Origin of the sequence: Streptomyces sp. NPDC059142, assembly GCF_042755665.1 — a bacterium.
GTDB lineage: Bacteria > Actinomycetota > Actinomycetes > Streptomycetales > Streptomycetaceae > Streptomyces.
Map to the genome: position 1 here is coordinate 43,255 of NZ_JBHZDA010000006.1, position 23,271 is coordinate 66,525.

At 73.0% G+C, this 23,271-nt stretch carries 22 protein-coding genes and 1 tRNA gene; 9 read left to right on the top strand and 14 right to left on the bottom strand.

The genetic code is table 11. The features are described from left to right. Positions 1 to 228: 228 nt before the first annotated feature. Positions 229 to 305: transfer RNA gene (locus tag ACFXPK_RS04370), tRNA-Pro, on the bottom strand. Positions 306 to 411: 106 nt separating this feature from the next. Between ACFXPK_RS04370 and ACFXPK_RS04375 the strand changes: the two genes are divergently transcribed. Continuing rightward, on the top strand, positions 412 to 885 hold the full coding sequence (locus ACFXPK_RS04375; protein ID WP_384992802.1) for a DUF309 domain-containing protein: 474 nt from the start codon (positions 412 to 414) through the stop codon (positions 883 to 885). Positions 886 to 921: 36 nt separating this feature from the next. Here the strand turns inward: ACFXPK_RS04375 and ACFXPK_RS04380 are convergent, their stop codons facing one another. Genes ACFXPK_RS04380 through ACFXPK_RS04390 form a run of 3 tightly spaced genes read right to left on the bottom strand, consistent with a single transcriptional unit; the run spans position 922 to position 3,763 of the window. Beyond that, positions 922 to 1,566 carry a lactate utilization protein C gene (locus ACFXPK_RS04380; RefSeq protein ID WP_385071495.1) on the bottom strand — a complete coding sequence of 215 codons (645 nt, stop codon included), beginning with the start codon at positions 1,564 to 1,566 and terminating at the stop codon, positions 922 to 924. Next, a complete protein-coding gene (locus ACFXPK_RS04385; protein WP_385071498.1) occupies positions 1,563 to 3,047 on the bottom strand; it encodes a LutB/LldF family L-lactate oxidation iron-sulfur protein in 1,485 nt (494 codons plus the stop codon). Before ACFXPK_RS04385 ends, ACFXPK_RS04380 begins: the two co-directional genes overlap by 4 nt. Further along, positions 3,044 to 3,763: a (Fe-S)-binding protein gene (locus ACFXPK_RS04390; protein ID WP_385071500.1), complete on the bottom strand. Its 720-nt coding sequence runs from the start codon at positions 3,761 to 3,763 to the stop codon at positions 3,044 to 3,046. The genes ACFXPK_RS04385 and ACFXPK_RS04390 overlap by 4 nt, the downstream gene beginning before the upstream one ends. A gap of 139 nt (positions 3,764 to 3,902) precedes the next feature. Here ACFXPK_RS04390 and cobF point away from each other — a divergent pair, with 139 nt between their 5' ends. Continuing rightward, positions 3,903 to 4,676, top strand: coding sequence for a precorrin-6A synthase (deacetylating) (gene cobF, locus ACFXPK_RS04395; protein WP_384992814.1), 774 nt, complete (start codon positions 3,903 to 3,905; stop codon positions 4,674 to 4,676). A 73-nt stretch (positions 4,677 to 4,749) separates the two neighbouring features. Here cobF and ACFXPK_RS04400 read toward each other — a convergent pair whose 3' ends face one another. Next, positions 4,750 to 8,001 carry a family 78 glycoside hydrolase catalytic domain gene (locus ACFXPK_RS04400; RefSeq protein ID WP_385071503.1) on the bottom strand — a complete coding sequence of 1,084 codons (3,252 nt, stop codon included), beginning with the start codon at positions 7,999 to 8,001 and terminating at the stop codon, positions 4,750 to 4,752. 112 nt (positions 8,002 to 8,113) lie between these two features. Beyond that, complete coding sequence (locus tag ACFXPK_RS04405) at positions 8,114 to 8,704, bottom strand: TetR/AcrR family transcriptional regulator (protein WP_385071506.1); 591 nt, start codon at positions 8,702 to 8,704, stop codon at positions 8,114 to 8,116. Positions 8,705 to 8,839: 135 nt separating this feature from the next. On the opposite strand from ACFXPK_RS04405, the gene ACFXPK_RS04410 reads away from it, so the two are divergent. Then, positions 8,840 to 9,850 (top strand): NADP-dependent oxidoreductase, encoded by a 1,011-nt coding sequence (locus ACFXPK_RS04410; protein ID WP_385071508.1) that lies wholly within the window; start codon positions 8,840 to 8,842, stop codon positions 9,848 to 9,850. A 44-nt stretch (positions 9,851 to 9,894) separates the two neighbouring features. Here the strand turns inward: ACFXPK_RS04410 and ACFXPK_RS04415 are convergent, their stop codons facing one another. Together ACFXPK_RS04415 and ACFXPK_RS04420 are read right to left on the bottom strand one after the other, a co-directional pair. Continuing rightward, complete coding sequence (locus tag ACFXPK_RS04415; protein ID WP_385071511.1) at positions 9,895 to 10,386, bottom strand: hypothetical protein; 492 nt, start codon at positions 10,384 to 10,386, stop codon at positions 9,895 to 9,897. Between the two features lie 76 nt (positions 10,387 to 10,462). After that, positions 10,463 to 10,858, bottom strand: coding sequence for an ATP-binding protein (locus tag ACFXPK_RS04420; RefSeq protein WP_384992826.1), 396 nt, complete (start codon positions 10,856 to 10,858; stop codon positions 10,463 to 10,465). Positions 10,859 to 11,170: 312 nt separating this feature from the next. On the opposite strand from ACFXPK_RS04420, the gene ACFXPK_RS04425 reads away from it, so the two are divergent. Next, the gene (locus tag ACFXPK_RS04425; RefSeq protein WP_385071514.1) at positions 11,171 to 12,427 is read left to right on the top strand and encodes a phosphatidylserine/phosphatidylglycerophosphate/cardiolipin synthase family protein; all 1,257 of its coding nucleotides are present in this window, start codon (positions 11,171 to 11,173) and stop codon (positions 12,425 to 12,427) included. A gap of 121 nt (positions 12,428 to 12,548) precedes the next feature. Here ACFXPK_RS04425 and ACFXPK_RS04430 read toward each other — a convergent pair whose 3' ends face one another. Continuing rightward, positions 12,549 to 12,944, bottom strand: a complete 396-nt coding sequence (locus tag ACFXPK_RS04430) for an STAS domain-containing protein (RefSeq protein WP_384992832.1) — start codon at positions 12,942 to 12,944, stop codon at positions 12,549 to 12,551. A 163-nt stretch (positions 12,945 to 13,107) separates the two neighbouring features. Further along, complete coding sequence (locus ACFXPK_RS04435) at positions 13,108 to 13,617, bottom strand: MarR family winged helix-turn-helix transcriptional regulator (RefSeq protein ID WP_384992835.1); 510 nt, start codon at positions 13,615 to 13,617, stop codon at positions 13,108 to 13,110. A gap of 104 nt (positions 13,618 to 13,721) precedes the next feature. Between ACFXPK_RS04435 and ACFXPK_RS04440 the strand changes: the two genes are divergently transcribed. Next, entirely contained in the window at positions 13,722 to 14,873 is a 1,152-nt protein-coding gene (locus tag ACFXPK_RS04440) for a PP2C family protein-serine/threonine phosphatase (protein ID WP_384992838.1), read from the top strand. Between the two features lie 40 nt (positions 14,874 to 14,913). Here the strand turns inward: ACFXPK_RS04440 and ACFXPK_RS04445 are convergent, their stop codons facing one another. The 4 genes from ACFXPK_RS04445 to ACFXPK_RS04460 form a co-directional block, all read right to left on the bottom strand. Beyond that, positions 14,914 to 15,381, bottom strand: coding sequence for an ATP-binding protein (locus tag ACFXPK_RS04445; protein ID WP_384992840.1), 468 nt, complete (start codon positions 15,379 to 15,381; stop codon positions 14,914 to 14,916). Between the two features lie 102 nt (positions 15,382 to 15,483). Continuing rightward, a complete protein-coding gene (locus ACFXPK_RS04450) occupies positions 15,484 to 15,948 on the bottom strand; it encodes a response regulator (RefSeq protein ID WP_384992842.1) in 465 nt (154 codons plus the stop codon). Next, positions 15,945 to 17,618, bottom strand: coding sequence for an ATP-binding protein (locus ACFXPK_RS04455; protein WP_385071519.1), 1,674 nt, complete (start codon positions 17,616 to 17,618; stop codon positions 15,945 to 15,947). The genes ACFXPK_RS04450 and ACFXPK_RS04455 overlap by 4 nt, the downstream gene beginning before the upstream one ends. Further along, entirely contained in the window at positions 17,615 to 18,760 is a 1,146-nt protein-coding gene (locus ACFXPK_RS04460) for a PP2C family protein-serine/threonine phosphatase (protein WP_385071624.1), read from the bottom strand. The genes ACFXPK_RS04455 and ACFXPK_RS04460 overlap by 4 nt, the downstream gene beginning before the upstream one ends. 457 nt (positions 18,761 to 19,217) lie before the next feature. On the opposite strand from ACFXPK_RS04460, the gene ACFXPK_RS04465 reads away from it, so the two are divergent. From ACFXPK_RS04465 to ACFXPK_RS04480, 4 genes are all read left to right on the top strand, one after another. After that, entirely contained in the window at positions 19,218 to 19,631 is a 414-nt protein-coding gene (locus ACFXPK_RS04465) for an ATP-binding protein (RefSeq protein WP_385071522.1), read from the top strand. A gap of 216 nt (positions 19,632 to 19,847) precedes the next feature. Then, positions 19,848 to 21,539, top strand: coding sequence for a PP2C family protein-serine/threonine phosphatase (locus ACFXPK_RS04470; RefSeq protein WP_385071525.1), 1,692 nt, complete (start codon positions 19,848 to 19,850; stop codon positions 21,537 to 21,539). A gap of 64 nt (positions 21,540 to 21,603) precedes the next feature. Then, positions 21,604 to 22,098 (top strand): STAS domain-containing protein, encoded by a 495-nt coding sequence (locus ACFXPK_RS04475; RefSeq protein WP_385071528.1) that lies wholly within the window; start codon positions 21,604 to 21,606, stop codon positions 22,096 to 22,098. Positions 22,099 to 22,243: 145 nt separating this feature from the next. Continuing rightward, positions 22,244 to 23,164, top strand: coding sequence for an AEC family transporter (locus ACFXPK_RS04480; protein ID WP_385006969.1), 921 nt, complete (start codon positions 22,244 to 22,246; stop codon positions 23,162 to 23,164). Positions 23,165 to 23,271 lie beyond the last annotated feature (107 nt).

The following is a 23,271-nucleotide window of genomic DNA, read 5'->3' on the forward strand; positions in this document are numbered from 1 at the left end:
ATACGAAGTGCCTCCGTCACGGAGGCAATGGTCACCGGGCTTACCGCCTGCTCGGCACCCGGCAGCGGCGAAAGGGACCGGCATCCTCCAGGCGCGCGCCCCTCACCCTGGCCGTCCAGCGGACGGCAGCGCGGCGTCGCCAGACCCCGTGGTCCCCAACTGGTCGCCGAGAAACACCGAAAGGCGGTACCGGATTTTTCCGATACCGCCTACGACCTGCGAAAACGCTGGTCGGGACGACAGGATTTGAACCTGCGACCCCTTGACCCCCAGTCAAGTGCGCTACCAAGCTGCGCCACGTCCCGGCGTCCTGCCCTCCGGAGAGGATCTCCCCGGTGGCTGGCCACGCGGAGAACATTACCCCACTTCGCGGTGCGGAAGGACGCGGCCCGTCCGCGCGACAATCGGTACATGAAGGAAGAGCGGCGGGACCGGGACAGCGAGGGGCGGGCGCGCAGTGCGCGGCCGCGGGACGGCTTGGGGCGGCCCCTGGCGTACGGGGCGCCCGGGGTGGAGCGACAGCCCGAGGGGGTGGAGCGTACGCCCGGGGAGACCCTGCGGGAGGCGCAGCGGCTGCTGGACGCGGGGATGCCGTTCCACGCGCACGAGGTGTTCGAGGACGCGTGGAAGTCCGGTCCCGAGGCGGAGCGGGCGCTGTGGCGGGGCATGGCCCAGCTCGCGGTCGGGCTGACGCATGCCGCCCGGGGCAACACGGCGGGCGGCGCGCGGCTGCTGTTGCGCGGGGCGGGGGTCATCGACGCCGGTCAGGACCGCAGGCCGCACGGCATCGACGTGGACGGGCTGACGGCGTGGGCCAGGGAGCTGGCGGGGCGGGTGGGCGACGGGCCGGTGGACGCCGCCCGGGAGGCGCCCCGGCTGACGTGACCCGGCGCCGGCCGCCCCGCCGGCCCCCGGCCGCGGTCAGTCGGTGAGCAGGACGACTTCGAGCCTGCGGGGGCCGTGCACGCCCTCGACCCGGTCGAGTTCGATGTCGCTGGTGGCGGACGGGCCCGAGATCCAGGTGAGCGGGCGGGTCGGGTCCAGGCGCGGCATCGCCTGGGGTACGGAGGCGACGACCTGGTCCAGGGTGCGGACCACGCAGATGTGGTGGTCGGGCACGAGGGTGATCCTGCGGCGCCCCTGGTCCGGTGCCGCGTCGAGGACGAGGGTGCCCGTCTCGGCGATGGCCAGGGCGCAGGCGGTGACGACGCTGTCGACCGCGTCGAGGGCCCCGGCGCTCGTGCCGGGTTCGTCCTGGACGCGGGTCACCGTCGCGGGCGTCGCGGAGAGCCAGGCGTCCGGGAGCAGTGGGGGTACGAGGACGGTACGGGCGCCCCGGTCGGCCAGGAGGCGGGCGACGAGGGCGGGGAGCCCCGCGGTGTCGGTGCGGTGGACGAGGGCGCGGTAGTCGGCCAGGTTCTCGGCGAGCAGGTCGGTGATCCGGTCCGCCGGGGTGTGGGTGTCGAGGTAGTCGCGGGGGGCCTGCGGTGCGTCGGGGGCGTCGGCGACGGCGCTGCGGATACGGGCGAGGATCCGTTCGCGCGAACCGGGGGCGGTGCTGGTCATGTCCCGTTGTCCTTACGGTTGTCGTGCGCGCCGGGGGTGTCGTTCCCGGCCTGGCCGGCGCCGTTCTCGCGGTGGCGCTTCCACCAGGCGCGGAACGGTTCGGCGGGCATCCGCGGCAGGTCCCGCGCCTCAGTCCAGGCCCCGGCTCCGGGGAGTCTGGCGGGGTGCAGCGCCCTGGTCCCGGACGCGATCCGCTCCCCCGCCGCGAGGACGCGGGGGTGGTCGAAGACCCAGCCCGCCGCCTTCATCGCCGCCTTCTCCAGCCGGTGCCCCTTGCCGCCCTGGTCCGCGACCCGCTCACGGAGGTGGACCAGGACCTCGGGGATGTCGATGGCCACGGGGCACACCTCGTAGCACGCCCCGCAGAGGGAGGAGGCGTACGGCAGCGAGGCGTCGATCTCGCTCCGGGTGCCCCGGAGCTGGGGGCTGAGGATGGCGCCGATGGGGCCGGGGTAGACGGAGCCGTACGCGTGTCCCCCGGCCCGCTCGTACACCGGGCAGACGTTGAGGCAGGCCGAGCAGCGGATGCAGCGCAGCGCCTGCCGGCCGACCTCGTCGGCCAGGGTGTCGGTGCGGCCGTTGTCGAGCAGGACGAGGTGGAAGGTGCTCGGCCCGTCGGTGTCGTGGGTACCCGTCCACATGCTGGTGTACGGGTTCATCCGCTCGGCCGTGGAGGAGCGCGGCAGTGTCTGGAGGAAGACCTCCAGGTCCCGCCAGCTCGGCACGACCTTCTCGATGCCCACCACGGAGATCAGGGTCTCGGGGAGGGTCAGACACATGCGTCCGTTGCCCTCCGACTCGAAGACGACGAGGGTGCCGGTCTCGGCGACCATGAAGTTGGCGCCGGAGACGCCGACCTTGGCGCGCAGGAACTTCTCGCGCAGGTGCAGCCTCGCCGCCTCGGCGAGTTCGCCGGGGGTGTCGGAGAGACCGTCGGGGGCGGCCCTGCCCCAGTCGGCCATCCGGTCGCGGAAGATGTCGCGGATCTCGCCGCGGTTGCGGTGGATCGCCGGGACCAGGATGTGGGAGGGGCGGTCGTCGCCGAGCTGCACGATGAGTTCGGCGAGGTCGGTCTCGTACGCGGAGATGCCTTCGGCTTCCAGCGCCTCGTTGAGGCCGATCTCCTGGGTGGCCATCGACTTGACCTTGACGACTTCGGTCTCGCCGGTGGCCTTGACGAGGTCCGCGACGATCCGGTTCGCCTCGTCGGCGTCGGCGGCCCAGTGGACGGTGCCGCCGGCCGCCGTGACGGACTCCTCCAACTGGAGGAGGTAGCGGTCGAGATGGCGCAGGGTGTGGTCCTTGATCCGTTTGCCGGCCTCCCGGAGCAGGTCCCAGTCGGCCAGCTCCGCCACGGCCACGGCGCGTTTGTCGCGGATGGTGTGGGTGGCATGGCGCAGATTGCCGCGCAGGGTCTCGTTGGCGACGGCTTCCTTGGCGGCCACCGGGAAGGCCGGCATCCCCAGATACGTACCGCTCATGACCAGGGCTCCTCTTCGGTCGACGCCAGGATCTCCGCGAGGTGCACGGATCGCAGCGGGGCGGCCTCGCGGCTCGCGATGCCGTCGATGTGCATCAGACAGGAATTGTCGGCGCCGCAGAGCACCTCGGCTCCGGTGGAGACCGCGTGGTGGACCTTGTCCTGGCCCATCGCGGCGGAAACATCGGAGTTCTTCACGGCGAAGGTGCCGCCGAATCCGCAGCACTCCGCCGCGCCCGGCAGCTCTCTCAGCTCCAGTCCGCGGACGGCTTCGAGCAGTCTGCGGGGGCGTTCCCCGAGGCCGAGCAGACGCACTCCGTGACAGGAGGGGTGGTAGGTGACGGTGTGGGGGAAGTACGCCCCGACATCGGTCACGCCGACCACGTCGACCAGGAACTCGGTCAGCTCGTAGGTGCGCGCGGCCAGCGCCGCCGCGGGCTCGCCCCCGATCTTCGGGTAGTGGTGGCGGACCATCGCCGCGCAGGAACCCGACGGCGTGACCACGTAGTCGTATCCCTCGAAGGCGCTGGTCATCCGCCGTACCAACGGCTCCGTCCCGCGCCGGTACCCGGTGTTGAACTGCGGCTGTCCGCAGCAGGTCTGCGCCTCGGGAAAGTCGACGTCGACGCCGAGGCGTTCGAGCAGGCGTACGGTCGCGATGCCGGTGGACGGATACACGGCGTCATTGACGCAGGTGACGAAGAGGGCGGCGCGCATGGGCGGAGCATATGTCGGCTCCGGCGCCGCGGGGTAGTCCCCCGCGCGGGGTGATGGGTTCTCAGACATCCTATGAATGGGTCCGCTCTTGTGGTGCCGTCCCCTGCGGGCCCGGCCGCGGTACGGCAGACTCCACAGGGTGAGGAAGATCTATGTCATCGGTGTCGGGGCGGGCGACCCCGACCATCTGACCGTCTCCGCGGTCAAGGCGCTGCGCCAGGTGGATGTGTTCTTTCTGCTCGACAAGGGAGGGGAGAGGGCCGGTCCCGTCGGCCTGCGCCAGGAGATCCTGCGCCGCCACACGGACGGCCGCAGCCACCGGCTGGTCGAGATCCCCGATCCCGCGCGGGACCGGACCACCGACGGCGCCGGCTACCCCGGGGCCGTCGACGCGTGGCGCGGACGCCGGGCCGAACTCTTCGAACGGGCGATCGCCGAGGAGCTGGACGAGGGCCCGGAGGGTGCGCGGACCGGGGCGTTCCTGGTCTGGGGCGATCCGGCCCTGTACGACTCGACGCTCGCCGTGCTGGAGGAGGTCCTGGCACGGGGCGCGGTCCGGTTCGACCACGAGGTGATCCCCGGCATCAGCAGCGTCTCCGCGCTGGCCGCGCGGCACCGGATCGGGCTGACGCGGGTGGGCCGGCCCCTCGGGATCACCACGGGACGGCGGCTCGCCGAGGGGTGGCCGGAGGGGGTGGACGATGTCGTGGTCATGCTCGACGCGCAACAGGCGTATCTGCGCCATCTGGACCTCGACCCCGTCATCCACTGGGGCGCCTATGTGGGCACCGAGGACGAGATCCTGGTCTCCGGCCGGCTCTCCGAGGTCGCGGAGCGGATCGGGGAGCTGCGGTCCGCGGCGCGGGCCCGCAAGGGCTGGATCATGGACACGTATCTGCTGCGCCGGGAGTGAACCGCCCCGGCGCGCCGGGGCGCAGACCGCCGGTGCGGGCGCCGCTGCCGTCGTCATCCGGGGAGTGCTCCCATCAGGCGCGCCCCACGAAGTCCCAGGCGCCGTGGCCCACCCGGTGGACCACGAACCCCGGCTCCGTCCGCAGATACGCGGCGCCGCCGGGCGCCGTGACCTGGTCGCGGTGGTCGGCCGGTACATGGATCTCCGCCGTGGCGCCGACGGGGACGCGGACGGAGAGCCGCAGCGCGCCGCCGACCGCCGACCAGGCCACCGCCGCCTCGCCCCGGACGGTACGGATCCAGGTGCGGGCCCAGGTGACACCGGTCCGGCCGTCGGGCCGTACGGTGAAGGTGCGGTAGCCCGCGTCCCCGGGGCGCAGCCCGGCCACGTTCTCGTACAGCCACTGGACGACCGTGCCCTGGAAGTAGTGGTCGCGCGAGCGTGAGTCGACGGGCCACATCTCCCACATGGTGTCGGCGCCGTTGTCGAACCAGTGGCCCCAGCTCGGGTAGGTGCGCTGGGTGGCGAGGGCGTGCGCCACCTCGGGGTGACCGTGGGCGCACAGGACGCGCAGCAGCACGCTGGTGCCGAGCGCCCCGGTGTTGAGGTGGTCGCCGCGTGCGGTGATGTCCGCGACGAGGCTGTCGACGACCGATGCGCGGGCGCCGGCCGGGACCAGTCCGAAGGCCAGCGGGAGGGCGTTGGACGTCTGGCGGTAGCCGGGGTCCTTCGCCGTTCTGTAGTGGCCGGAGGGGTCGAGGAAGGCCGCGTTGAAGGCGCTCCTGAGACCGTCGGCCGCGCTCCGGTAGCGCGCCGCCGTCCCGTCGTGGCCCAGCAGTTCGCCCATCTCGGCCGTCTGGACGAGGGCGCGGTGCAGATACGCGGTCGCGGTCAGCCGGGTGTCCTCGGGCGGGTTGCCGCCGTAGCCGGGCGGCAGGTAGTCGCCGAGCGCGGTGATCGCGAGTCCGTCGACCAGCCGCGTCAACTCCCAGTCCAGATAGCGGGTCAGGGTCGTCCAGTGCTCCCGGGCCACCCGGTCGTCGCCGTAGATCCGGTACATCTCCCGTACCAGGAACGGATATACGGTCGTCCACTCGGGCGAGGGGCCGAGGTCGCCGTAGCCCCAGCCGCCGCTGGGGACGATCACCGGCAGTTGCCCGTCGGGGTTCTGGCTGTCCGCCAGGTCGCCGAGCCACTTGGTGAGGAAGCGGTGCACCCCGAAGGCGTACTCCATGACGGGCGCGCCGAGATGGGCGTCACCGGTCCAGCCGTTCTTCTCGTACATCGGGGTGTCGGTGGGTATCCCGTGCAGGTTGTTGAGCAGGGTGCGGCGCATCGCCCGGTCGAGCTGTTCGTAGAACGGCTCGGAGCAGTCGAAACCGCTGACCTCCGCCACGTCCGTATGGACGGTCCTGGCCACCGCGTCGGCCGGGCGCGGACGGGCCGGCAACCCGCTGATCTGTACGTACCGGAAGCCTTTGTACGAGAACGACGGTTCCCACACCTCGGTGGCGCCCCCGCCCGCGCAGATGTACTCGTCACGCTGGAAGCGGCCGGGAACATGCCCGGTCTCGGCGTGGACGGAGCCGTCCTCCTTCAGTTTCTCGCCGTGGACCAGGGAGACGACGGTGCCGGCCGGGGCCCGTACGCTCAGCCGGGTCCAGCCCGCCGTCGTACGGCCCATGTCCACGACGTACACCCCGGGGGCGTGTTCGGTGATCGCGGTGGGGGTGTGGGTCGCGACGACCTCGATGGGGTCGTGCGGCTGGGCGCGCAGGGTGCCCCGGGGCGCGGTCTGCTCGGCCGGATGGCGCCAGGAGCTGTCGTCGAAGCCGGGCAGGGTCCAGTCGGCCGGGGCCAGCCGGGCGTCGTAGGTCTCCCCCGCGTAGAGGGAGTTGGTGAGGGTGGGGCCCTCGGTGAGGCGCCAGTCGGTGTCGGAGACGACGGTGGTGCGGGAGCCGTCGGGGTGGTCCGCCTCCAGCCGGCACAGCAGCCGTGGTTCGCCGTGCCACGGGGGCCGGTGCCAGTTCCACACGTTGGGGGTGGTCATGCCGTAGAAGCCGCGGCCGAGGGTGACCCCGATCGCGTTGTCGCCGCGCTTCAGCAGCTCCGTCACATCGTGCACCGCGTACAGCACGGTCTCGTCGTAGTCCGTGAAGGCCGGGTCGAGCACCTGGGTCCCGACCCGTTTCCCGTTCAACTCAGCGACGTAGTAGGCCAGTCCGCTGATGTAGAGACGGGCGCGGCTGACGGGTTTGCGTACGGTGAACGCGCGGCGCAGCAGGGGCGCGGGCGTCTCCGGCACTTCGACGGAGACCCCGCTCCCCCACGGTCCCTGGCCGTAGGGCGCGAGCACGGTGGCGGCCGTCCAGCCGGTGTCGTCGAACTCGGCCTGTTCCCAGCCTGGTTGCTCGGTGTCGGTGGCGCGCCAGCCTTCTCCGGTGGTCAGTTGACGCGTGGCGCCGTCGGCGGTCTCGACCAGCAGCCGCCCGAGCAGTCCGGCCGGATTGGCGGCGGCCCCGCCGCGGTTGGTGGCGACCGCGGCGAGGACGACCGTGCCGCCGGCCGCCTCGCGGACGGCGGCGGTGACGTCGGCGGCCCTGCCGGTGCGCCAGACGTCCACCTGCTCGGGGGTATGCAGAACGGGGTGGCCGTTCAGATGGAGGGTGAAGTCGTCGTCGGCGGTGGCGACGAGGGTGGCCCGGGTGATCTCCGCACCCCCGGGAACCCCGAGGGAGCCGCGGAACCAGCGCGGTCCGACCGGGGCGCCGCCCGTGGTCGCCCCCGCCGTCCAGATCCAGGACGCGCCGTCGAGGCCGGGCGGCGCGGCGGGCCGGTCGGCGCCTATCCACCGGGCGTGCCACGGCTCCGTACCGAGCGCGGTCTCCCACCAGCCGGGGGCGCTCCACGCCGAGGCGCGCCCTTCGGCGTCCCAGACGCGGACCTGCCAGTGGCAGCGGGTGCGGGGCTTCAGCGCGGGGCCCGCGTAGGGCACGGCGACGGTGCGGTCCGAGGCCACGCGCCCGCTGTCCCAGAGGAGTTCGCGGCCGGCCGCGAGGGCGCGGGGGTCGGCCGCGGCCCGGATCCGGTACGCGCTCTGCCGCGCGCCCCGGCCGCCGTCGAGCACCCAGGACAGCAGCGGGGCGGCGGCATCGGTGCCGAGGACCTGCTCGGCGTACTCGACGGTGGCGGAGACGATACGGAGCCGCCCGGCCAGTCCGCCCGGCGCGGGGGCGGCGGCGGCCGGGGAGCCCATGGCCACCCCGGTGAGGAGCCCGGCCCCCAGCGCGGAGGTGTGCAGCAGACCCCGGCGTGTCCAGCCCATGCCCATCGCGTCCCCCCAGGATTGAAACGTTTCATGACCCGGCTATGCATCGTAGGGCCGAGCCGTCCGCGCGACAAGAGGTGCGGGAGGGGTGAGGGGGATGCGAGGGGGCTCAGCTACGGTCCGAGGGCGGCGCCCCCTCGACGTCGCCACCGCCCGCGCCCGTCAGGATCGCGCTCGCGACGACCCCGAAGAGGCGGTCGGCGCGCGGCGCGAGCGAGGGCTGGTCACCGAGCCAGGCGAGCGCCGCCACCAGCGCGAACAGATCGGCGCCGTCGATGTCGTCGCGCGCCACACCCGCGGCCTGGGCACGGACGAGAAGCCGCGCCCCGGCCGCGCGCAGGGTGACGCACGAAGCGTGGAGCGCGGACCCGGGGTCCTCGATGGCGGCCGCCATCAGCACGGTCACCCCCCGGTAGTCGGTCGTCCACACGACGCAGTCACGCAGCCAGGAGACCAGGGCCTCTCCGGGCTCGCCGGACGCTTCGAGGCCGGCCGCGCGCACCGCCATCCCGTCGAAGCTCGTACGGAGGAGGGCGTCGAGCAGCGCCTCACGGGTCGGGAAGTGGCGCAGCAGCGTCGCGAGCCCGACATCGGCCCGGCGCGCGATGTCGCGCAGGGACACGTCGACACCCTGTTCGCCGATGGCGGCGCCCGCCACCGCGAGCAGGTGTTCGCGGTTCTTCCTGGCGTCGGCCCGCATCTCGCCCCCTTGGCTCTCCGGATCGGTTGACTATCCGGATCAGTGGTCCATATATTCGGATCAGTGGTTCGTTTATCTGGACCACTGATCCGGAAAGTCTATCCCGCGGCGCGGGCACACGGACAGGAGCGAACGATGCCGGCACACACGATGAGGGCGATCAGGATCCACGAGCACGGCGGCCCGGAGGTTCTGCGCGACGAGGAGGTGCCGGTTCCCGAGCCGGGACCGGGCGAGGTGCTCGTCCGCGTACACGCGGTCGGCGTCAACCCCCCGGACTGGTACCTGCGCGACGGGATGTCCAACCTGCCTCCGGAGACCAGGCCGGCCTTCGACCTGCCCGTGATCCCGGGAACGGATCTGTCGGGCGTCGTCGAGGCCGTCGCCGCCGATGTGGACAGCCTCTCCGTCGGTGACGAGGTCTTCGGCCTCCTCCGCTTCCCCGGCTTCGGCGGCAACGCCTATGCCGAGTACGTGGCCGCGCCCGCGTCGGACCTCGCACGCAAGCCGGCCGGCATCGGCCATGTGCACGCCGCCGGGGCGCCCATGGCCGGGCTCACCGCGTGGCAGTTCCTGATCGAGCGGGGACACGATCACCCCTCGCCCTTCCAGGCCGCGCCCCATCGCCCGGTCCCGCTCGACGCCTCCACGACGGTGCTCGTCAACGGCGCCGCGGGCGGCGTGGGGCACTTCGCGCTCCAGCTCGCGAAATGGAAGGGGGCACGGGTCGTCGCGGTGGCGTCCGGCGCGCACGAGTCGTTCCTGAGGGCGCTCGGCGCCGACGAGTTCGTCGACTACACCAGGAGCCGTCCCGAGGAGGTCGTACGCGACGTCGATGTCGTCCTCGACACCGTCGGCGGCCCCCACAGCAGCCGGCTCCTGCGCACACTCAAGCGCGGCGGCTCCCAGTTCCCCGTGTTCTTCGGCGAGTTCGACGACGAGGAGACCGCGAGGCTGGGCGTCACCGTCACGGGCACCCAGGTCCGCTCGAACGGCGCGCAACTCGCCGAGCTGGGACGCCTGCTCGACGCGGGCACGGTCCGGGTCGCGATCGACAGCACCTTCGCGCTCACGGACGCCCGGGCCGCGCACGAACGCGCCGCCCGAGGGCACATCCAGGGCAAGATCGTGCTCACGGCCGTCTGAGCCCTTCCGGCGGCCCCATGTCGCCGCCCTCGGCGGTACCCCGCCTACGGGCCCGGTGTCAGGCGTACGCGTACGGTCGACACCCCGATCCCGACGAAGGTCACCGTGACGCCCTCGGCGCTGAGCGTCGTCCCCGCGCCGACCGTGCCCACGCAGCCGCCGTCGTCCCCGCGCACCCGGATGTTCCCGGGGCCCGACGCCCCGCAGTGCCGCGACCCCGGCAGCTCCCAGCTCGCGTCCGCCCCGTCCACGCGGGTGATCGTGAAGCGGCCGGGCCCGTCGCCGCGGTCGAAGCGGACGGTGTCCCCCGCCGCCAGTTCCACCTCGCAGTCGGCGTCCGCGCAGGCTCCGGGGTCCGTACGGCCGGCCGCCGCCGGCGCGGGGACCGTGACCGTCGCCGTGACGGGCCCGCCGCCGGGCGCCGGAGGCGGCGTACCACCGTCGCACCCCGCCGTCAGCGAGAGCGCCGCCGCGGCCAGGACCGCGCACCCGCCGCGTACCGTGACAGCCGTGCCGGTGCCGTTCGTCCCGCGCATCCCACTCCTTCGTCCCCGGGAGGATGCGCACCCCCGGTGGCAGGAAAACCGGGTGTGCTCCCCGCGCCCGCGCGCGCTACCGCGTGAGGACGGCGCGGATGCTCTTGCCGCCCTCCGGGCGCGGACGGACGGTGACCTTCTCGGCCAGGCGCTGGATCATCGGCCAGCCGAAGCCGCCGGTCCTGCCGGTGAGGTCGGGGCTGCGGTCCTGCGGCGGGGCGGGGTTCGGATCGTGCACCACGATCTGCAGACTGCGACGGTCCGCACGCAGATGCAAAGAGGTCACCTCGCCCGCGTGCCGGATCGCGTTCGTCACCAGCTCGGACACCAGCAGGACCACATTCTGGGAGGTGTGCTCGGAGGGCTCCGGGGAGAGACCGGCCAGAAACCCGTAGGCCGCCTCTCGCGCCTCGGCCGCCAGCTCCGGGCGCAGCGCCCATTCGACATGGTCGTGGGGCTGGGTGTCGCTCATGGACGGTTGTTGCATCGGACTCACCCCGTCGTTCGTCTGTGGGTGCGGCTGTCTCCTGCCGTCGTTTACCCCAGCAATCACACTCGAAGAGTGTTGGAGTGCACCTTGTTGTCGCCGACTCGCACAGGAAGTCCGCTATGGGGGCACATGATCTGCACCGGCCGGGGCATACGCGAGCACGGCGGACGGCGGCGCCCCGGTGTGCGGGCCGCACCACGCGCGCCGCCCGCACCACCATCCGACGACGGAAGGCACGTCCGTGCACATGACTCATCCCGCGCCACCCCGCGCGCTCCCCGGACCGAGGGTCCGATGACGGTCTGCCAGGAGCCGCCGGAGCCCACCGCCCCGGTGCCCGCTCCGGACGCACCCGCCGCGGCCTCGGCCGTGGCGGCACCCGCCGTGGCCACCCCGGCCGAGGGCTCCCGGGCACTGCGCCGCAGGCTCGAACGGCTGACCGGGATCGCCGCGACCGAGGGCAACGAGCTCCTCAGGCTGCGCAACGGCGACCAGATCTTCGCCGCGATGCTGGCCAGTATCCGGGCCGCCGAGCACACCGTCGACATGATGACCTTCGTCTACTGGCGCGGGGACATCGCCGCGGAGTTCGCCGGGGCGCTCGCCGACCGGGCCCGCGCGGGGATACGGGTGCGGCTCCTGCTGGACGGTTTCGGCAGCCGGCTGATCGAACGCGGGCTGCTGAAGGAGATGACGGACGCCGGGGTCGCGGTGGCCTGGTTCCGCAAGCCGCTGTGGATCACCCCGCTCAAGCAGAACCACCGCTGCCACCGGAAGGTCCTGGTGGTGGACGAGTCGACCGCGTACACCGGCGGGGTGGGGATCGCCGAGGAGTGGTGCGGCGACGCCAGGAACGAGCACGAGTGGCGTGACACCCATGTACGGGTACGGGGTCCGGCCGTGGACGGGATGGCCGCCGCGTTCTCGCAGAACTGGGCGGAGTGCCACGACACGCTCTTCGACGAGCGGGACCGCTTCGTCGACCACCCGCCCCGCGGCGGCGCAGCCGTGCAGATCGTGCGCGGCTCCGCCAGCTTCGGCTGGCAGGACATGCAGACCCTGATGCGGGTGGTGATCGAGTCGGCGCAGAAGCGGCTGCGGCTGGCCACGGCCTACTTCGCGCCCGACCCGTACTTCGTGGATCTGCTCTGCCGGGCGGCGGCGCGCGGGGTGGAGGTGGAGATCCTGCTGCCGGGGCCGCACACGGACAAGCGGGTGTGCGCGCTGGCCGGGCAGAGCCACTACGAGGAACTGCTGGCGTGCGGGGTACGGATCTGGGAGTACCAACCCACGATGATGCACGCCAAGGTGATCACCGTGGACGGGACGGCGGCGCTCGTCGGGTCCAGCAACTTCAACCGGCGCTCCCTGGACCATGACGAGGAGGTCATGCTCGCGGTGCTCGACGAGGAGTTCACCGCCGTCCTGGACGCCGACTTCGACGAGGACCTGCGGGTGAGCGGGCTGATCGAGCCGGGCCGGTGGAAGCGGCGCTCCGTGGGGCGGCGTGTGCTGGAGGGGGCGGTCGCCCCCATCCGCCGCTACCTCTGAGAGAACCGCCGCCGCCTCCGCGGGCCGGGGCGCCGCTCCCGCAGACATGCGGGGCGCCGCCTCGGAAGGCCGGGCCGCCGCTCCCGCCGAAGGCCGGGCAGGCCCGGCCGCCGGGGCGGTGTCAGCCCGCCGCGCCGGTCCCCTCGCCGGGTGCGTGCGCCGGGCCCTCGGAGGCGAGCGCGGCCTCGATCGTGCCGTACACCGGCAGGGCCTGCTCCAGCCCGATGACCTCGAAGAGACGCTGGACGGCGGAGGAGGGCTGCGCGAGCCGCAGCCTCGGGCCCAGCGCGCCATGGGCCTGGAGGAGCACGTTCACCGTGGTGGAGTCCGCGAAGGAGACACGGGACAGATCCACCACGACGGGGCCCGCGACGGTCTCGCCCGCCTCGGCCAGCGCGATGGTGAGCGGGGCGATGTTCTCCAGATCGAGATCACCGCTGACGGCGACCACGGCCGCGTCGCCGTTCCGGCTCGTGGCCAGCCCCAAGGCCCGACCCGCGCCGTGATGAGGTTGCACAGGAATCCTTCGTGGGCCTAGAGGTCAGGTGTCGCACAACAATAGAAGTGATCGTTGCCATTTGACAACATTCTCCGGTGCGCAACAATCTGTTCACTGCTTCCGCACAAGCGCTCTGCGCGGAGAGTAACGCGTCGGTGCCGGGAAGGGGGCCCCAATGAAGCTATGCGCTGTCCGCCACATGGCCGCGCAGCGGGGTCTCGGCCGTCTCCGCCGCCGTACCCCCGCTCGCCGCGGCACGGAAGGCGTCCAGCCCCGCCGCGAGCATCAGCACGTCCGAGGGCTCCATCCGCTCCAGCACCAGCCCCACCTCACGGGTGCGGAAGGCGCGGTACTCGTCCAGCACCTGGTGGCCGCGCAGGCTCAGCCGCAGCTCGACCTCGCGCCGGCTCGCACGGCTCTGGCAGCGGGTCACCAGCCCCATGGCCTCCATCCGGTCGCAGAGCCTGCTCACGGAGGAGGGACGCGACCCGAGCGCCTCGCCCAGGGTCCGCAGATTGACGCCCTCGTGGGCTTCGATGACGAGAAGGGCCCGTAGCTGGGACGGCGGGACCGGACCCGACGGGGCGGCCTCCTGGCCACGCCCCCACAGAACTTCGAGCAGTTCCGAGGCGGCACAGGCGGCCTCGGCGACCTGCTCGCGACGGCGCGGCTGACCGGTGGAACGGGACATCGATCCACCCTTTCATCCGGCGTTGCCTTTTGTCAGCCCGGACCGACCCCGGACCGAACCGGCCCTTCGAGGAAAGCTGAACGACAGTGACTCTACTCGCGGATGTGGAAAGAGCGGTCCGCGCGGCGGCGCCGCACGACCTGGTGGGCACGTTGCGCGGCGCGCTCGCGACGGCGTACGGAGCGGCCTCCGTCACCCTGTACCTCGCGGACTACGCGCTCACGGTGCTCCGTACGGTCGACGACCCCCTGGCGCCGGCCGCCGAGGGCCTGTCGCTGCACAACACCCCGGAGGGCCGCGCGTTCGGCAGCCAGGAACCGCGTGAGCAGGAGGTCAGGCACCGCGACGCGGTGGACCACCACCTCCCGGTCACGGTGCGCGGCGAACGGCTCGGCATCCTCACGGTCCGGCTGCCCAGCGGTCTGTCCACCCCGGAGACCGTCGACGATCTCACCCAGGTCGCCGATCTGCTGGGCCACGAGATCCTGGTGGCCGAGCGGGACACGGACCTCTACCAGCGGGCGCGCAGGGCGAGCCGGCTGACCCTGGCGGCCGAGATGCAGTGGGAGCTGCTCCCGGCCCGCGCCTGCACCGCCCGGGAGTACGCGATCGGCGCGCAGCTCGAACCCGCGTACGCGATCCACGGTGACAACTTCGACTGGGCGGCCGACGCGACCGAGCTGACGCTCGCGGTGACCAACGGGATGGGCGAGGGCATCCAGGCGTCCCTGCTGACCAATCTCGCCGTCAACGCGCTGCGCAACGCGCGCCGGGCGGGCATCGGCATCGCCGACCAGGCGGCGCTGGCCGACCAGGCGCTGTACGAGCAGCACCGGGGCGCCTCGTACGTGTCGACGCTGCTGCTCCGTTTCGAGCTCGCGACGGGGCGGGTGGAGGCCGTGGACGCGGGGTCGCCCGAGCTGTGGCGGCAGCGCGGCAAGACCGTGGAGCGCGTCGAGCTGGACGCGCAGCTCCCGCTCGGCATGTTCGAGGAGTCGGACTACGTCGCGCAGGCGTTCCAGGTGCTCCCCGGCGACCGGCTGCTCTTCGTCAGCGACGGGGTGTACGCGGCGGTCTCGCCGCAGGGCGAGGCGTACGGGGAGCGGGCGCTGGCGCGGGCGATCAGCGCGACGAGCCTGCTGCCGGCGGCAATGGTGCCGCGCGCGGTGCTGCGGGAGCTGGCGGCCTACCGGGAGACCGAGTCGACGGACGACGCGCTGGTGCTCTGTCTGGACTGGTTCGGCCGGGAGGGCTGATCCGGAGGGGGGCCGGACCGCGCCGTACGGCCGGGGCGGGTCAGGCGGGGACCCGGCGGGACGTCAGGTCGAAGACGGCCTGGACCCGCTTGCCGACCGGGACGCGCTCCGCGGTGAGCCGGTCGGCGAGGGCGTGGACGATCTCCAGCCCGTGGCCGCCGAGCCGGGCGGGGTCGCGCGGGTAGCGGCGCGGCAGGGTGGAGCTGCTGTCGTACACGGTCACCAGGACCTGCTGGTCCGTGCCCTCCAGCTCCAGCAGATACGGTCCGTGGCTGTGCCGCTCGGCGTTGGTGACCAGCTCGCTGACGACGAGCAGCAGATCGCCGGTCGCCCGGTCACCGAGGGCGGCGAACCACTCGGCCTCAAGCTGCTGGAGGAACCGCACGGCCAGCAGCCGGGCCTCGGCGATGCACCCGGGCTCGCCGCTGAACTGCCCGGCCCGCCGCAGCGGCTGTACGGAGTCGGCGAGGGCCGTGAAGGCCGTTCCGATGATGGTCTGTTCGTTCATAGCTCCCTGCCCGCGCACCGATGAGGCGATCGGGGACCCCCTTCTCGGTTCCCCTTATGCCCGCACACGCCGCCGGTATGCCCACCGGTTGCGTGAAAGGTGTCACCCCTGTCCGGGCATGCGTCCGGGCAGCCGGACCACGGTGACGAAGAACTCGTCGATCTGGCGGACGGCCGCGATGAACTGGTCGAGGTCGACCGGTTTCGTCACGTAGGCGTTCGCGTGCAGCTTGTAACTGCGCAGGATGTCCTCCTCCGCCGACGAGGTGGTGAGGACGACGACGGGGATGAGCGCCAGCTCGGGGTCGGTCTTGATCTGCTCCAGGACCTGGCGGCCGTCGTACTTCGGCAGATTGAGGTCGAGCAGGACCAGATCCGGCCGGGGCGCGTCCCCGTGGACCCCCCGCCGGTAGAGGAAGTCGAGGGCCTCCTCGCCGTCGCGCACCACGTGCAGGGTGTTGCGGATCTTGTTGTCCTCGAACGCCTCGCGGGTCATCAGCTCGTCGCCCGCGTCGTCCTCGACGAGCAGGACCTCGATGGGTTCGACGCGCGGGGATGACGAGTTCACAGGGCGGCTCCATGAGGGGTGGGTGGCCGGGGCCCGCCGACCGCCCTGTCGGGCGGCTCGGTCGGCTCGGCGGAGGAGGAGGCGGAGGCGGAGGGTCCGGCGGAAGATTCGGGCTCGGGCTCGTCCGGGACGACGGGCATCGTGAAGTGGATACGGGTGCCGCCCTCGGGCACGGACTCCAACCAGATCCGGCCTCCGTGGAATTCGACGATCTTACGGCAGAGCGCGAGCCCGATGCCGGTCCCCTCGTACTCGTTCCTGGCGTGCAGCCGCTGGAAGATGACGAAGACCTTCTCGGCGAACTCGGGCGCGACCCCGATCCCGTTGTCGGTGACGGTGAGATGCCACTCCTCGCCCTCGGCGACGCATCCGACGGTGATCCGGCCGGGGCCGTCGGGACGGCGGAACTTGACCGCGTTGCCGACGAGGTTCTGGAGGAGCATGGCGAGGGTGGTCGGGTCGCCGTTCACCCGGGGCAGCGGGTTCTCCCGTACGACCGTGATCCCCGACTCCTCGACGGCGAACGCGAGATTGCCCAGCGCGCGGTCCAGGACCTGGTCCAGTTCGACGGGCTGCCAGGCGTCGTTCACCCGGCCCACCCGGGAGAAGGTCAGCAGGTCGTTGATGAGGACCTGCATGCGCTTGGCACCGTCGACGGCGAAGTCGATGTACTGCTTGCCCCGGCCGTCGAGCTGGTCGCCGTACCGCTTCTCCAGCAACTGGCAGAACGAGGCGACCTTGCGCAGCGGCTCCTGGAGGTCGTGCGAGGCCACATAGGCGAACTGCTCCAGCTCGGAGTTCGAGCGGCGCAGCTCCTCGGTCTGTTCCGCGAGCAGGTCCTCGCGCAGCCGGGTCGCCGCGATCTCGTCGACCAGCCGCTGCCGCATGTCCTCGACGGCGGCGCCGACGGCCCGCAGGTCGGAGGGGCCCCCTACCTCGATGCGCCGGTCGAACGCCCCGGCGCGTACGCCGTCGGTCGCGGCCCGCAGCGCGTTGAGCGGCCGGCCGACCATCCGGTGCAGGAGGACGGAGAGGCCCACCACCGTCACGACGAAGAGGCCGAGGATCACCAGGAAGACGGTGTCGCGCAGCTCACGGGCGTCGTTCAGTTCGGCGCGCGCGTGGTCCCTGGCCGTCTCGAGATGGCCCTGCTGGACGGTGAAGAGCCGGCGCAGTTCGTCGAAGGCGGCCTTGTTCCCGGCGAGCCGTTCCCCGGACGCGGTGACGGTGCCCATGGTCCGTACGGAGTCGATCAGCGGCTCGGCCTCGTCGCTCCGCCACTGCTGCGCGGCGCGGGTGAGCCGGTCGAGGTCGGCGGTGGCCTGCGGGTCGGACCCGACGATGACGCGCATCCGCGCGGTGAACCGCTGCTCGTCGGCGCGGCCCTGGTCGTAGGGCGCGAGGAACGACGGGTCGGCGGTGAGCGCGAAGCCGCGTACCCCGGTCTCCTGGTCGAGCAGGGCCCGCTGGAGCTGGAAGGCGTTGGACCGGGCCGGCTGGATCCGGTCGACGAGTTCGTTGGTGCGGTCGTTGGTCCGGGTCAGCAGCGCTCCGGCCAGAACCGTGCAGGCGCAGACGACGAGGATCAGGGAGGCCAGGATGAGCCGCACCCATCCCTGGACCGAGAGCCGGGCGCGCGCGGCGCGCCACCGCGACGGGGGCCGCGTCACCGGGCGCCACCCCAGCCGAGGTGGAGCACGGCGACGTCGTCCGCGAGTCCGCCGTACGGCGCGGCCCCTTCGGTGGCGCCGTCGACCAGCGCGTCCACGAAGGCCTGCGCGGGCAGTTCGCCGTGGAGCCGCGCCAGCCGCAGGAGCCCGTCCTCGCCGAGCCGGTCCGTCGGTCCCGTACGCCCTTCGAAGAGGCCGTCGGTGAAGAGCACGACATGGCCTCCGGGGGGTAGCGGGATGGTGGTCTCGGTCCAGCGGCCCGCGCCGGGCAGCAGCCCGAGGGCCATACCGACCTGGGGCTCCTCCCAGCGCACGGTGGCACCGTGGCGGACGAGCAGACCGGGGTGGCCGGCGCGTACGACGCGGAACTCGCGTCCGCCGGGCGGGAAGACCAGTGAGGTGACGGTGGCGAAGAGGTGCTGGTCGGACCGTTCGGCGACGAGGATCTCCTCCAGGAGCCGTACCCGGTCCAGCGGGGGCGTCCCGCACAGGACGGCGGTGCGCCAGGCGACGCGGAGACAGACCCCGAGGGCGGCCTCGGCGGCGCCGTGTCCGGAGACGTCGCCTATGACCGCGTGGACGGTGCCGTCCTCGGTCTGGACGACGTCGTAGAAGTCGCCGCTGAGCAGGCCGTGGACGCGACCCGGTTCGTACCGGGCCCTGGCCTCGAAGTCGTCGCCGCGCAGCAGCGGCACGGGCAGCAGGCCCCGTTCCAGCCGGGCGTTCTCCTGCGCCATCCGTTCGTTGGCGCGCAGGGCGGCGGATGCCTGTTCGACCTGTTTGCGCTGGAGGGCGTAGCGGACGGCGCGGCTCAGCGCCTCCGGGTCGATACGGCCCTTGACCAGGTAGTCCTGGGCTCCGGTCGCCACGGCCGAGAGGCCGGTCCCGCTCTCGGCCATGCCCGTGAGGACGACGATGGCGGCGTCCGGGGCGGTGCGCAGGATGCGGGTGACCGCGTCGAGGCCGTGGACGTCGGGGAGGTGGAGGTCGAGCAGGACGCAGACGGGGGCGGTGCGGTCGGCGAGGAACCGCTGGCCCTCGGCGAGCGTCTGGCACCACGTGAGCGAGGAGCCGAGATCACTGTCGGCGAGCATCTCCTCGACGAGCAGCGCGTCCCCCGCGTCGTCCTCGACGAGCAGCATGACGGCGTCGGCGGCCCAACGGGAGTCGCGGACGACGGCGTGCGCGGTCTCCCTTACGGGGGCGCCTTCGCGCGGGGCGGGCGGGACCACGGCCTTGGCGGTACGGCCGCCGCGTACCGCACGCGACGAGAGGCCCACGGGCAACTCAACCACTCTCCACCCCCTCCTCACCCGGTGTCACCGGTCACCCGGCGTCACCCCGGCGGGAAGCATATCGACATCCGGAGTGTCGTTCCGCACGCGGTGCGAGAACGCTCCCCCCGCAGAAGTTACGCCAAACCGGAGGGGCGGAACGGGGGAGTTCCCGCGCACCGGTTCCCGCACACCCGTCCACGCGCCGGGGGAAACATGCGATGCTCTGCGCCGGGCGCGGGATCCGTGTGCGGTGTGTCACGGGGCCGGCGCCGGGCAGGACTCATCAGCAGGAAGGCCAGAGCCGCGTACGGGGGGTGCGGGCATGACAACGGTGGACGACGGGGCGGACAACGCGGTGTCGGGGGCGCGGTCGTGGCTGGACGCGCGCCCGGCGGGTACGAGCGAGGCGCGCGCGCTGGCGCGTTCGTTCCTGGACCTGCACGCGCCGGGCGTGCCCGAGCAGGCGGTGGTCGATGTGCTCCTGGTGGTGTCGGAGCTGGTGACGAACGCCATCCGGCACGCGGGCGGGGTGACGGGCTTCCGGATCTCGGCGGGGATCGGGGTGGTGGAGATCGCGGTCCAGGACGCGAGTTCGCGGTTGCCCGCGCCGGAGCAGCGGCGCGAGGAGTGGCTGCCGGGCGGCTACGGCTGGCCCTTGGTACAGCGGCTGGCCGACGTGACGGTCACGCTCCTCGGGGACGGCGGCAAGCTCATCCGGGCGCTGGTACGGCACTGACGGAACGGGGCGCGGGTCCCGGGGCAGGTCCGTTTCCGGGGCAGGTCCGGTCCGGGCAGGTCCGGTCCGGGTCCGGGCAGGTCCGGTCACGGCTCTCCCGGGGCCGTTCATGGGATGCTGATGCTCCCGCGAGGTCCGGCCGTCCCGGGCCCCGGCGGGCGGTACGGGCGGGGATGGCGCACCGCGTACCGGAGGGGATGGTTCCCCACGACGACGATGCGCTCGAAGCAGCGAGAGGGTGAAGGGGATTCGTGCCGCGGCACGGCGTCCCACTATGTGAGGCATGCACCGAAGACCTCTTCCCCGGCCGTCCCCGCCGTGGGCGACGTGGCGCTGGAGTCCTCCCCGCACCCGGTGATCGTGGCCGACCGGGCCGGCGTGGTCCGGCTGGCCAACGCGGCTGCCGCCGCCCTGCTGCCCGGTCTCACGGCGGGCTGCGAGCTGTCCCGCCGCGGTCCGCACTGGCTCGCCGAGGCACACGCGGGGCGTGCGCGCGTCGCGTACGGAGCGGTGGGCGAGCGCGCGTACCGGGCGAGCTGCGCCGAGACCGGCACCGGCGGTCTGACGACATGGTGGCTCAGCGACGAGACGGACCACCGGGCCGCGCGGCGGGCCCTGGCCACGGAACGGGAGCGCACCGCGTTCCTCGCCGAGGCGTCCGACCGGCTGCTGTCCTCCCGTAACGCCGGTACCTGCGTGGACACCACGGCGCTGCTCGCCGCCACCCATCTCGCCGACGCGGCGGTCGTGGTCGGCCCCCGCACGGGCCGCCGGCTGCCGGTCGCCCGCGCCGCGCGGGGCGGCGCCGTCACCCGTACGACGCTGACGGCCGACCCGGCGGACGTGCCCGGTCTGGCCGAGGCGCTGCGGGGGTTCCCCCCGGCGCCCTCGCACCGGATCGCCCCGGGGGCCGCGCCGGCGTGGCTGGCACCCGAGGGGTTCGGCTCGATCGGCTCGGCCGTGGTGACCCCGCTGCCCGGCAACGGGGTTCCGGCGGGGGCGCTGATCCTGCTGCGCCGGTCCGGCCGTGACCCGTTCACGGAGGACGAGGAGACCTTCGCCCGGATCTTCGCGGCCCGCGCGGGTGCGGCCGTCTCGGCCGCCCTGCTCCTCGCCGAGCAGTCCTCCGTCACCGATCTGCTGATGCGCGATCTGCTGCCGCCCCGGCCGCACCGCTACGACGGGGTGGAGTTCGCCGGGGGCTGCCGTCCCTCCCGCGACGACCAGCGGGTGGGCGGTGACTTCTACGACTTCTACCCGGCGGAGCACCGCGGCGGGGAGACCCGGGCGGTGCTGGGCGACGTGTGCGGCAAGGGGCTGGAGGCGGCCGTACTGACCGGCAAGATCCGTCACACGCTCCAGGCCCTGTGGCTGGTGGAGCCCGACCACGAGCGGCTGCTGACGCTCCTCAACGGGGCCCTGCTCACCTCGCACCACACCCGGTTCGCGACGCTGGTGCTCGCCTCGGTGACGCGCCGGGCGCACGGCGTGGAGCTGCGGCTGACCAGCGGGGGCCACCCCGCGCCGCTGATCGTACGGTCCGACGGCGCGGTGGAGGTGGCGCGGACCAGCGGCACCCTCATCGGGGCGCTGCCCGAGGTGTCCGCGCGGACCTTCCGTACGGTGCTGCGGCCGGGCGAGACCTGTCTGCTGTACTCCGACGGGATCACGGAGGCCAGGGGCGGGCCGTGCGGTGACGGCATGTTCGGCGAGGAGCGGCTGATGTCGGTCCTCGGCGAGTGCGCGGGTCTGCCGGCGGAGACGGTCGTCGAGCGCGTCCAGACGCTCGCGGCCGAGTGGGTGGGGACCGGGAGCCACGACGACATGGCGCTCGTCGCCGTGACCGTGCCGCGCCCCGACCGGCTCGACGCGGTGGGAGGAGACGGACCGGGCATGTACACGGCATGACCCGTACCCGCTCCCCCGGTGCGCGCGCCGCCCGCCGGCCGGTCGGCTCCCCCGGGCGGCCCGGATGACCGCCACCCCGCCGGATCCGCTGGCCGTCGTCGTGACCACCCCGGCGGCCGACACCGTCGTGGTGCGGCTCGACGGTGAGATGGACTACGAGACGTCGTACGAAGTGATCGACACCGTACGGCAGTTGCTCCGCAGCCACCGGGGGGTGGCGCGGCTGGAGCTGCACTGCGGCGGGCTCACGATGTGCGACTCCATGGGCCTGTCGGCGCTGCTGGTGATCCGGCGTCTGGCCGAGTCCGACGGTGTGCGTCTCGTGCTGACGGAGCGCCGGCCGTCGCTGGAGCGGGTGCTGCGCCTCACCGGCACCCGCGGCCAACTGGACGGGGCGGAGGGGGACGGGCGCGGGCACGGGCACGAGGAGCGCGGGCGCGAAGGGGACGGGCGCGAGGAGGACGGGCGTGAGGAGGACGGCCGCGAAGGGCGCGGGCCGACGGGCGGCACCGGCCCGGGAGCGGGACCCGGCACCGGTCCCGGCGTCGGCCCCTGCTGAGACCGTCCACCGTTCCCACAATCTCCGGAGCGGGGTGAGGCAGCCCACGTTGACCTGGAGTGATGTTCCTCGGGAGGGTTGGCTGCATGACCCATCTATGTGCTCCACCGCCGTCGTCCGCGCCGATCCATGACGGGGACATGCCGTGCAGGGAGTACTGACCGGTTTCGCCGTCATCGCCGTGGTCATCGGGGTCGGCTATGTGATCGGGCGGCGCAGATATCTCGGCGACAACGGCCGCGAGGTCCTGACCAAGCTGGCCTTCCACGTGGCCACGCCCGCCCTGCTGTTCACCACGCTCGCGCGGGCCGATCTCTCGGTCGTCCTCTCCAGCCGGCTGCTGATCACGGCGATCAGTACGGCCGTCGCGGCCGGGGCCTTCGTGGCGGTCGCGCTGATCCGCCGCTGGGACCTCGGGCGGACCACGATCGGGGCGCTCTGCTCCAGCTATGTCAACGCGGGGAATCTCGGCATCCCCATCGCCGTGTACGTCCTCGGGGACGCCTCGCTCGTGGCGCCCGTCCTGCTCTTCCAGCAGTTGGTGATGACGCCGATCGCGCTGACGGTGCTCGATCTCTCGCAGCCGGGCGAGAAGCTGCCGCTCTGGCAGCGGCTGACGACACCGCTGCGCAATCCGATCGGCGCCAGCTCGCTGTGCGGGGTGGCCTTCGCGGCCCTGGGGTGGACGGTGCCGGGTCCGGTGCTCGATCCGCTGCTGCTGATCGGCAACATGTCCGTCCCGGCCGTCCTGCTGGCGTTCGGGATCTCGCTGTGCGGCTCGACGCTGCCGGGGCGCGGCTCTGACCGTCACCCCGTGCTGCTCTCCGCCGCGCTGAAGTCCGTCGGACAGCCCGCCGCCGCGTGGGCGCTGGGCTCCCTGGTGTTCGGGCTGCACGGGGCCGCGCTGCTCGACGTCGTGGTGACCTCGGCGCTGCCCGCGGCGCAGAACCTCTACACGTACGCCTCGCGCTACCGGGTCGCCGAGCGGCTGGCGCGGGAGTCGATCCTGCTCTCCACCCTGCTGTCGGTGCCGGTCCTGGTGGTGATCGCGGCGCTCCTCGGCTGAGGCCCGCCGGGGGGGGCCGGGCCCCGCGCGAGCGGCGCGCCCACCCGCGCCAGACTCTCACACACAAAACACACACCCCCCCAGCACAGAGAGAAAGACTCACAGCG

What these genes read in the sequence shown, in the direction of transcription:
- ACFXPK_RS04420 (WP_384992826.1), bottom strand. Translation starts at nt 10,858, where the DNA reads ATGAGCGACACCCAGCCCCACGACCATGTCGAATGGGCGCTGCGCCCG.
- ACFXPK_RS04435 (WP_384992835.1), bottom strand. Translation starts at nt 13,617, where the DNA reads ATGTCCCGTTCCACCGGTCAGCCGCGCCGTCGCGAGCAGGTCGCCGAG.
- ACFXPK_RS04475 (WP_385071528.1), top strand. Translation starts at nt 21,604, where the DNA reads ATGACCGCCACCCCGCCGGATCCGCTGGCCGTCGTCGTGACCACCCCG.
- ACFXPK_RS04425 (WP_385071514.1), top strand. Translation starts at nt 11,171, where the DNA reads ATGACGGTCTGCCAGGAGCCGCCGGAGCCCACCGCCCCGGTGCCCGCT.
- ACFXPK_RS04410 (WP_385071508.1), top strand. Translation starts at nt 8,840, where the DNA reads ATGCCGGCACACACGATGAGGGCGATCAGGATCCACGAGCACGGCGGC.
- ACFXPK_RS04445 (WP_384992840.1), bottom strand. Translation starts at nt 15,381, where the DNA reads ATGAACGAACAGACCATCATCGGAACGGCCTTCACGGCCCTCGCCGAC.
- ACFXPK_RS04380 (WP_385071495.1), bottom strand. Translation starts at nt 1,566, where the DNA reads ATGACCAGCACCGCCCCCGGTTCGCGCGAACGGATCCTCGCCCGTATC.
- ACFXPK_RS04375 (WP_384992802.1), top strand. Translation starts at nt 412, where the DNA reads ATGAAGGAAGAGCGGCGGGACCGGGACAGCGAGGGGCGGGCGCGCAGT.
- ACFXPK_RS04460 (WP_385071624.1), bottom strand. Translation starts at nt 18,760, where the DNA reads ATGCTGCTCGTCGAGGACGACGCGGGGGACGCGCTGCTCGTCGAGGAG.
- ACFXPK_RS04405 (WP_385071506.1), bottom strand. Translation starts at nt 8,704, where the DNA reads ATGCGGGCCGACGCCAGGAAGAACCGCGAACACCTGCTCGCGGTGGCG.
- ACFXPK_RS04390 (WP_385071500.1), bottom strand. Translation starts at nt 3,763, where the DNA reads ATGCGCGCCGCCCTCTTCGTCACCTGCGTCAATGACGCCGTGTATCCG.
- ACFXPK_RS04470 (WP_385071525.1), top strand. Translation starts at nt 19,848, where the DNA reads ATGCGCTCGAAGCAGCGAGAGGGTGAAGGGGATTCGTGCCGCGGCACG.
- ACFXPK_RS04465 (WP_385071522.1), top strand. Translation starts at nt 19,218, where the DNA reads ATGACAACGGTGGACGACGGGGCGGACAACGCGGTGTCGGGGGCGCGG.
- ACFXPK_RS04400 (WP_385071503.1), bottom strand. Translation starts at nt 8,001, where the DNA reads ATGGGCTGGACACGCCGGGGTCTGCTGCACACCTCCGCGCTGGGGGCC.
- ACFXPK_RS04385 (WP_385071498.1), bottom strand. Translation starts at nt 3,047, where the DNA reads ATGAGCGGTACGTATCTGGGGATGCCGGCCTTCCCGGTGGCCGCCAAG.
- ACFXPK_RS04415 (WP_385071511.1), bottom strand. Translation starts at nt 10,386, where the DNA reads ATGCGCGGGACGAACGGCACCGGCACGGCTGTCACGGTACGCGGCGGG.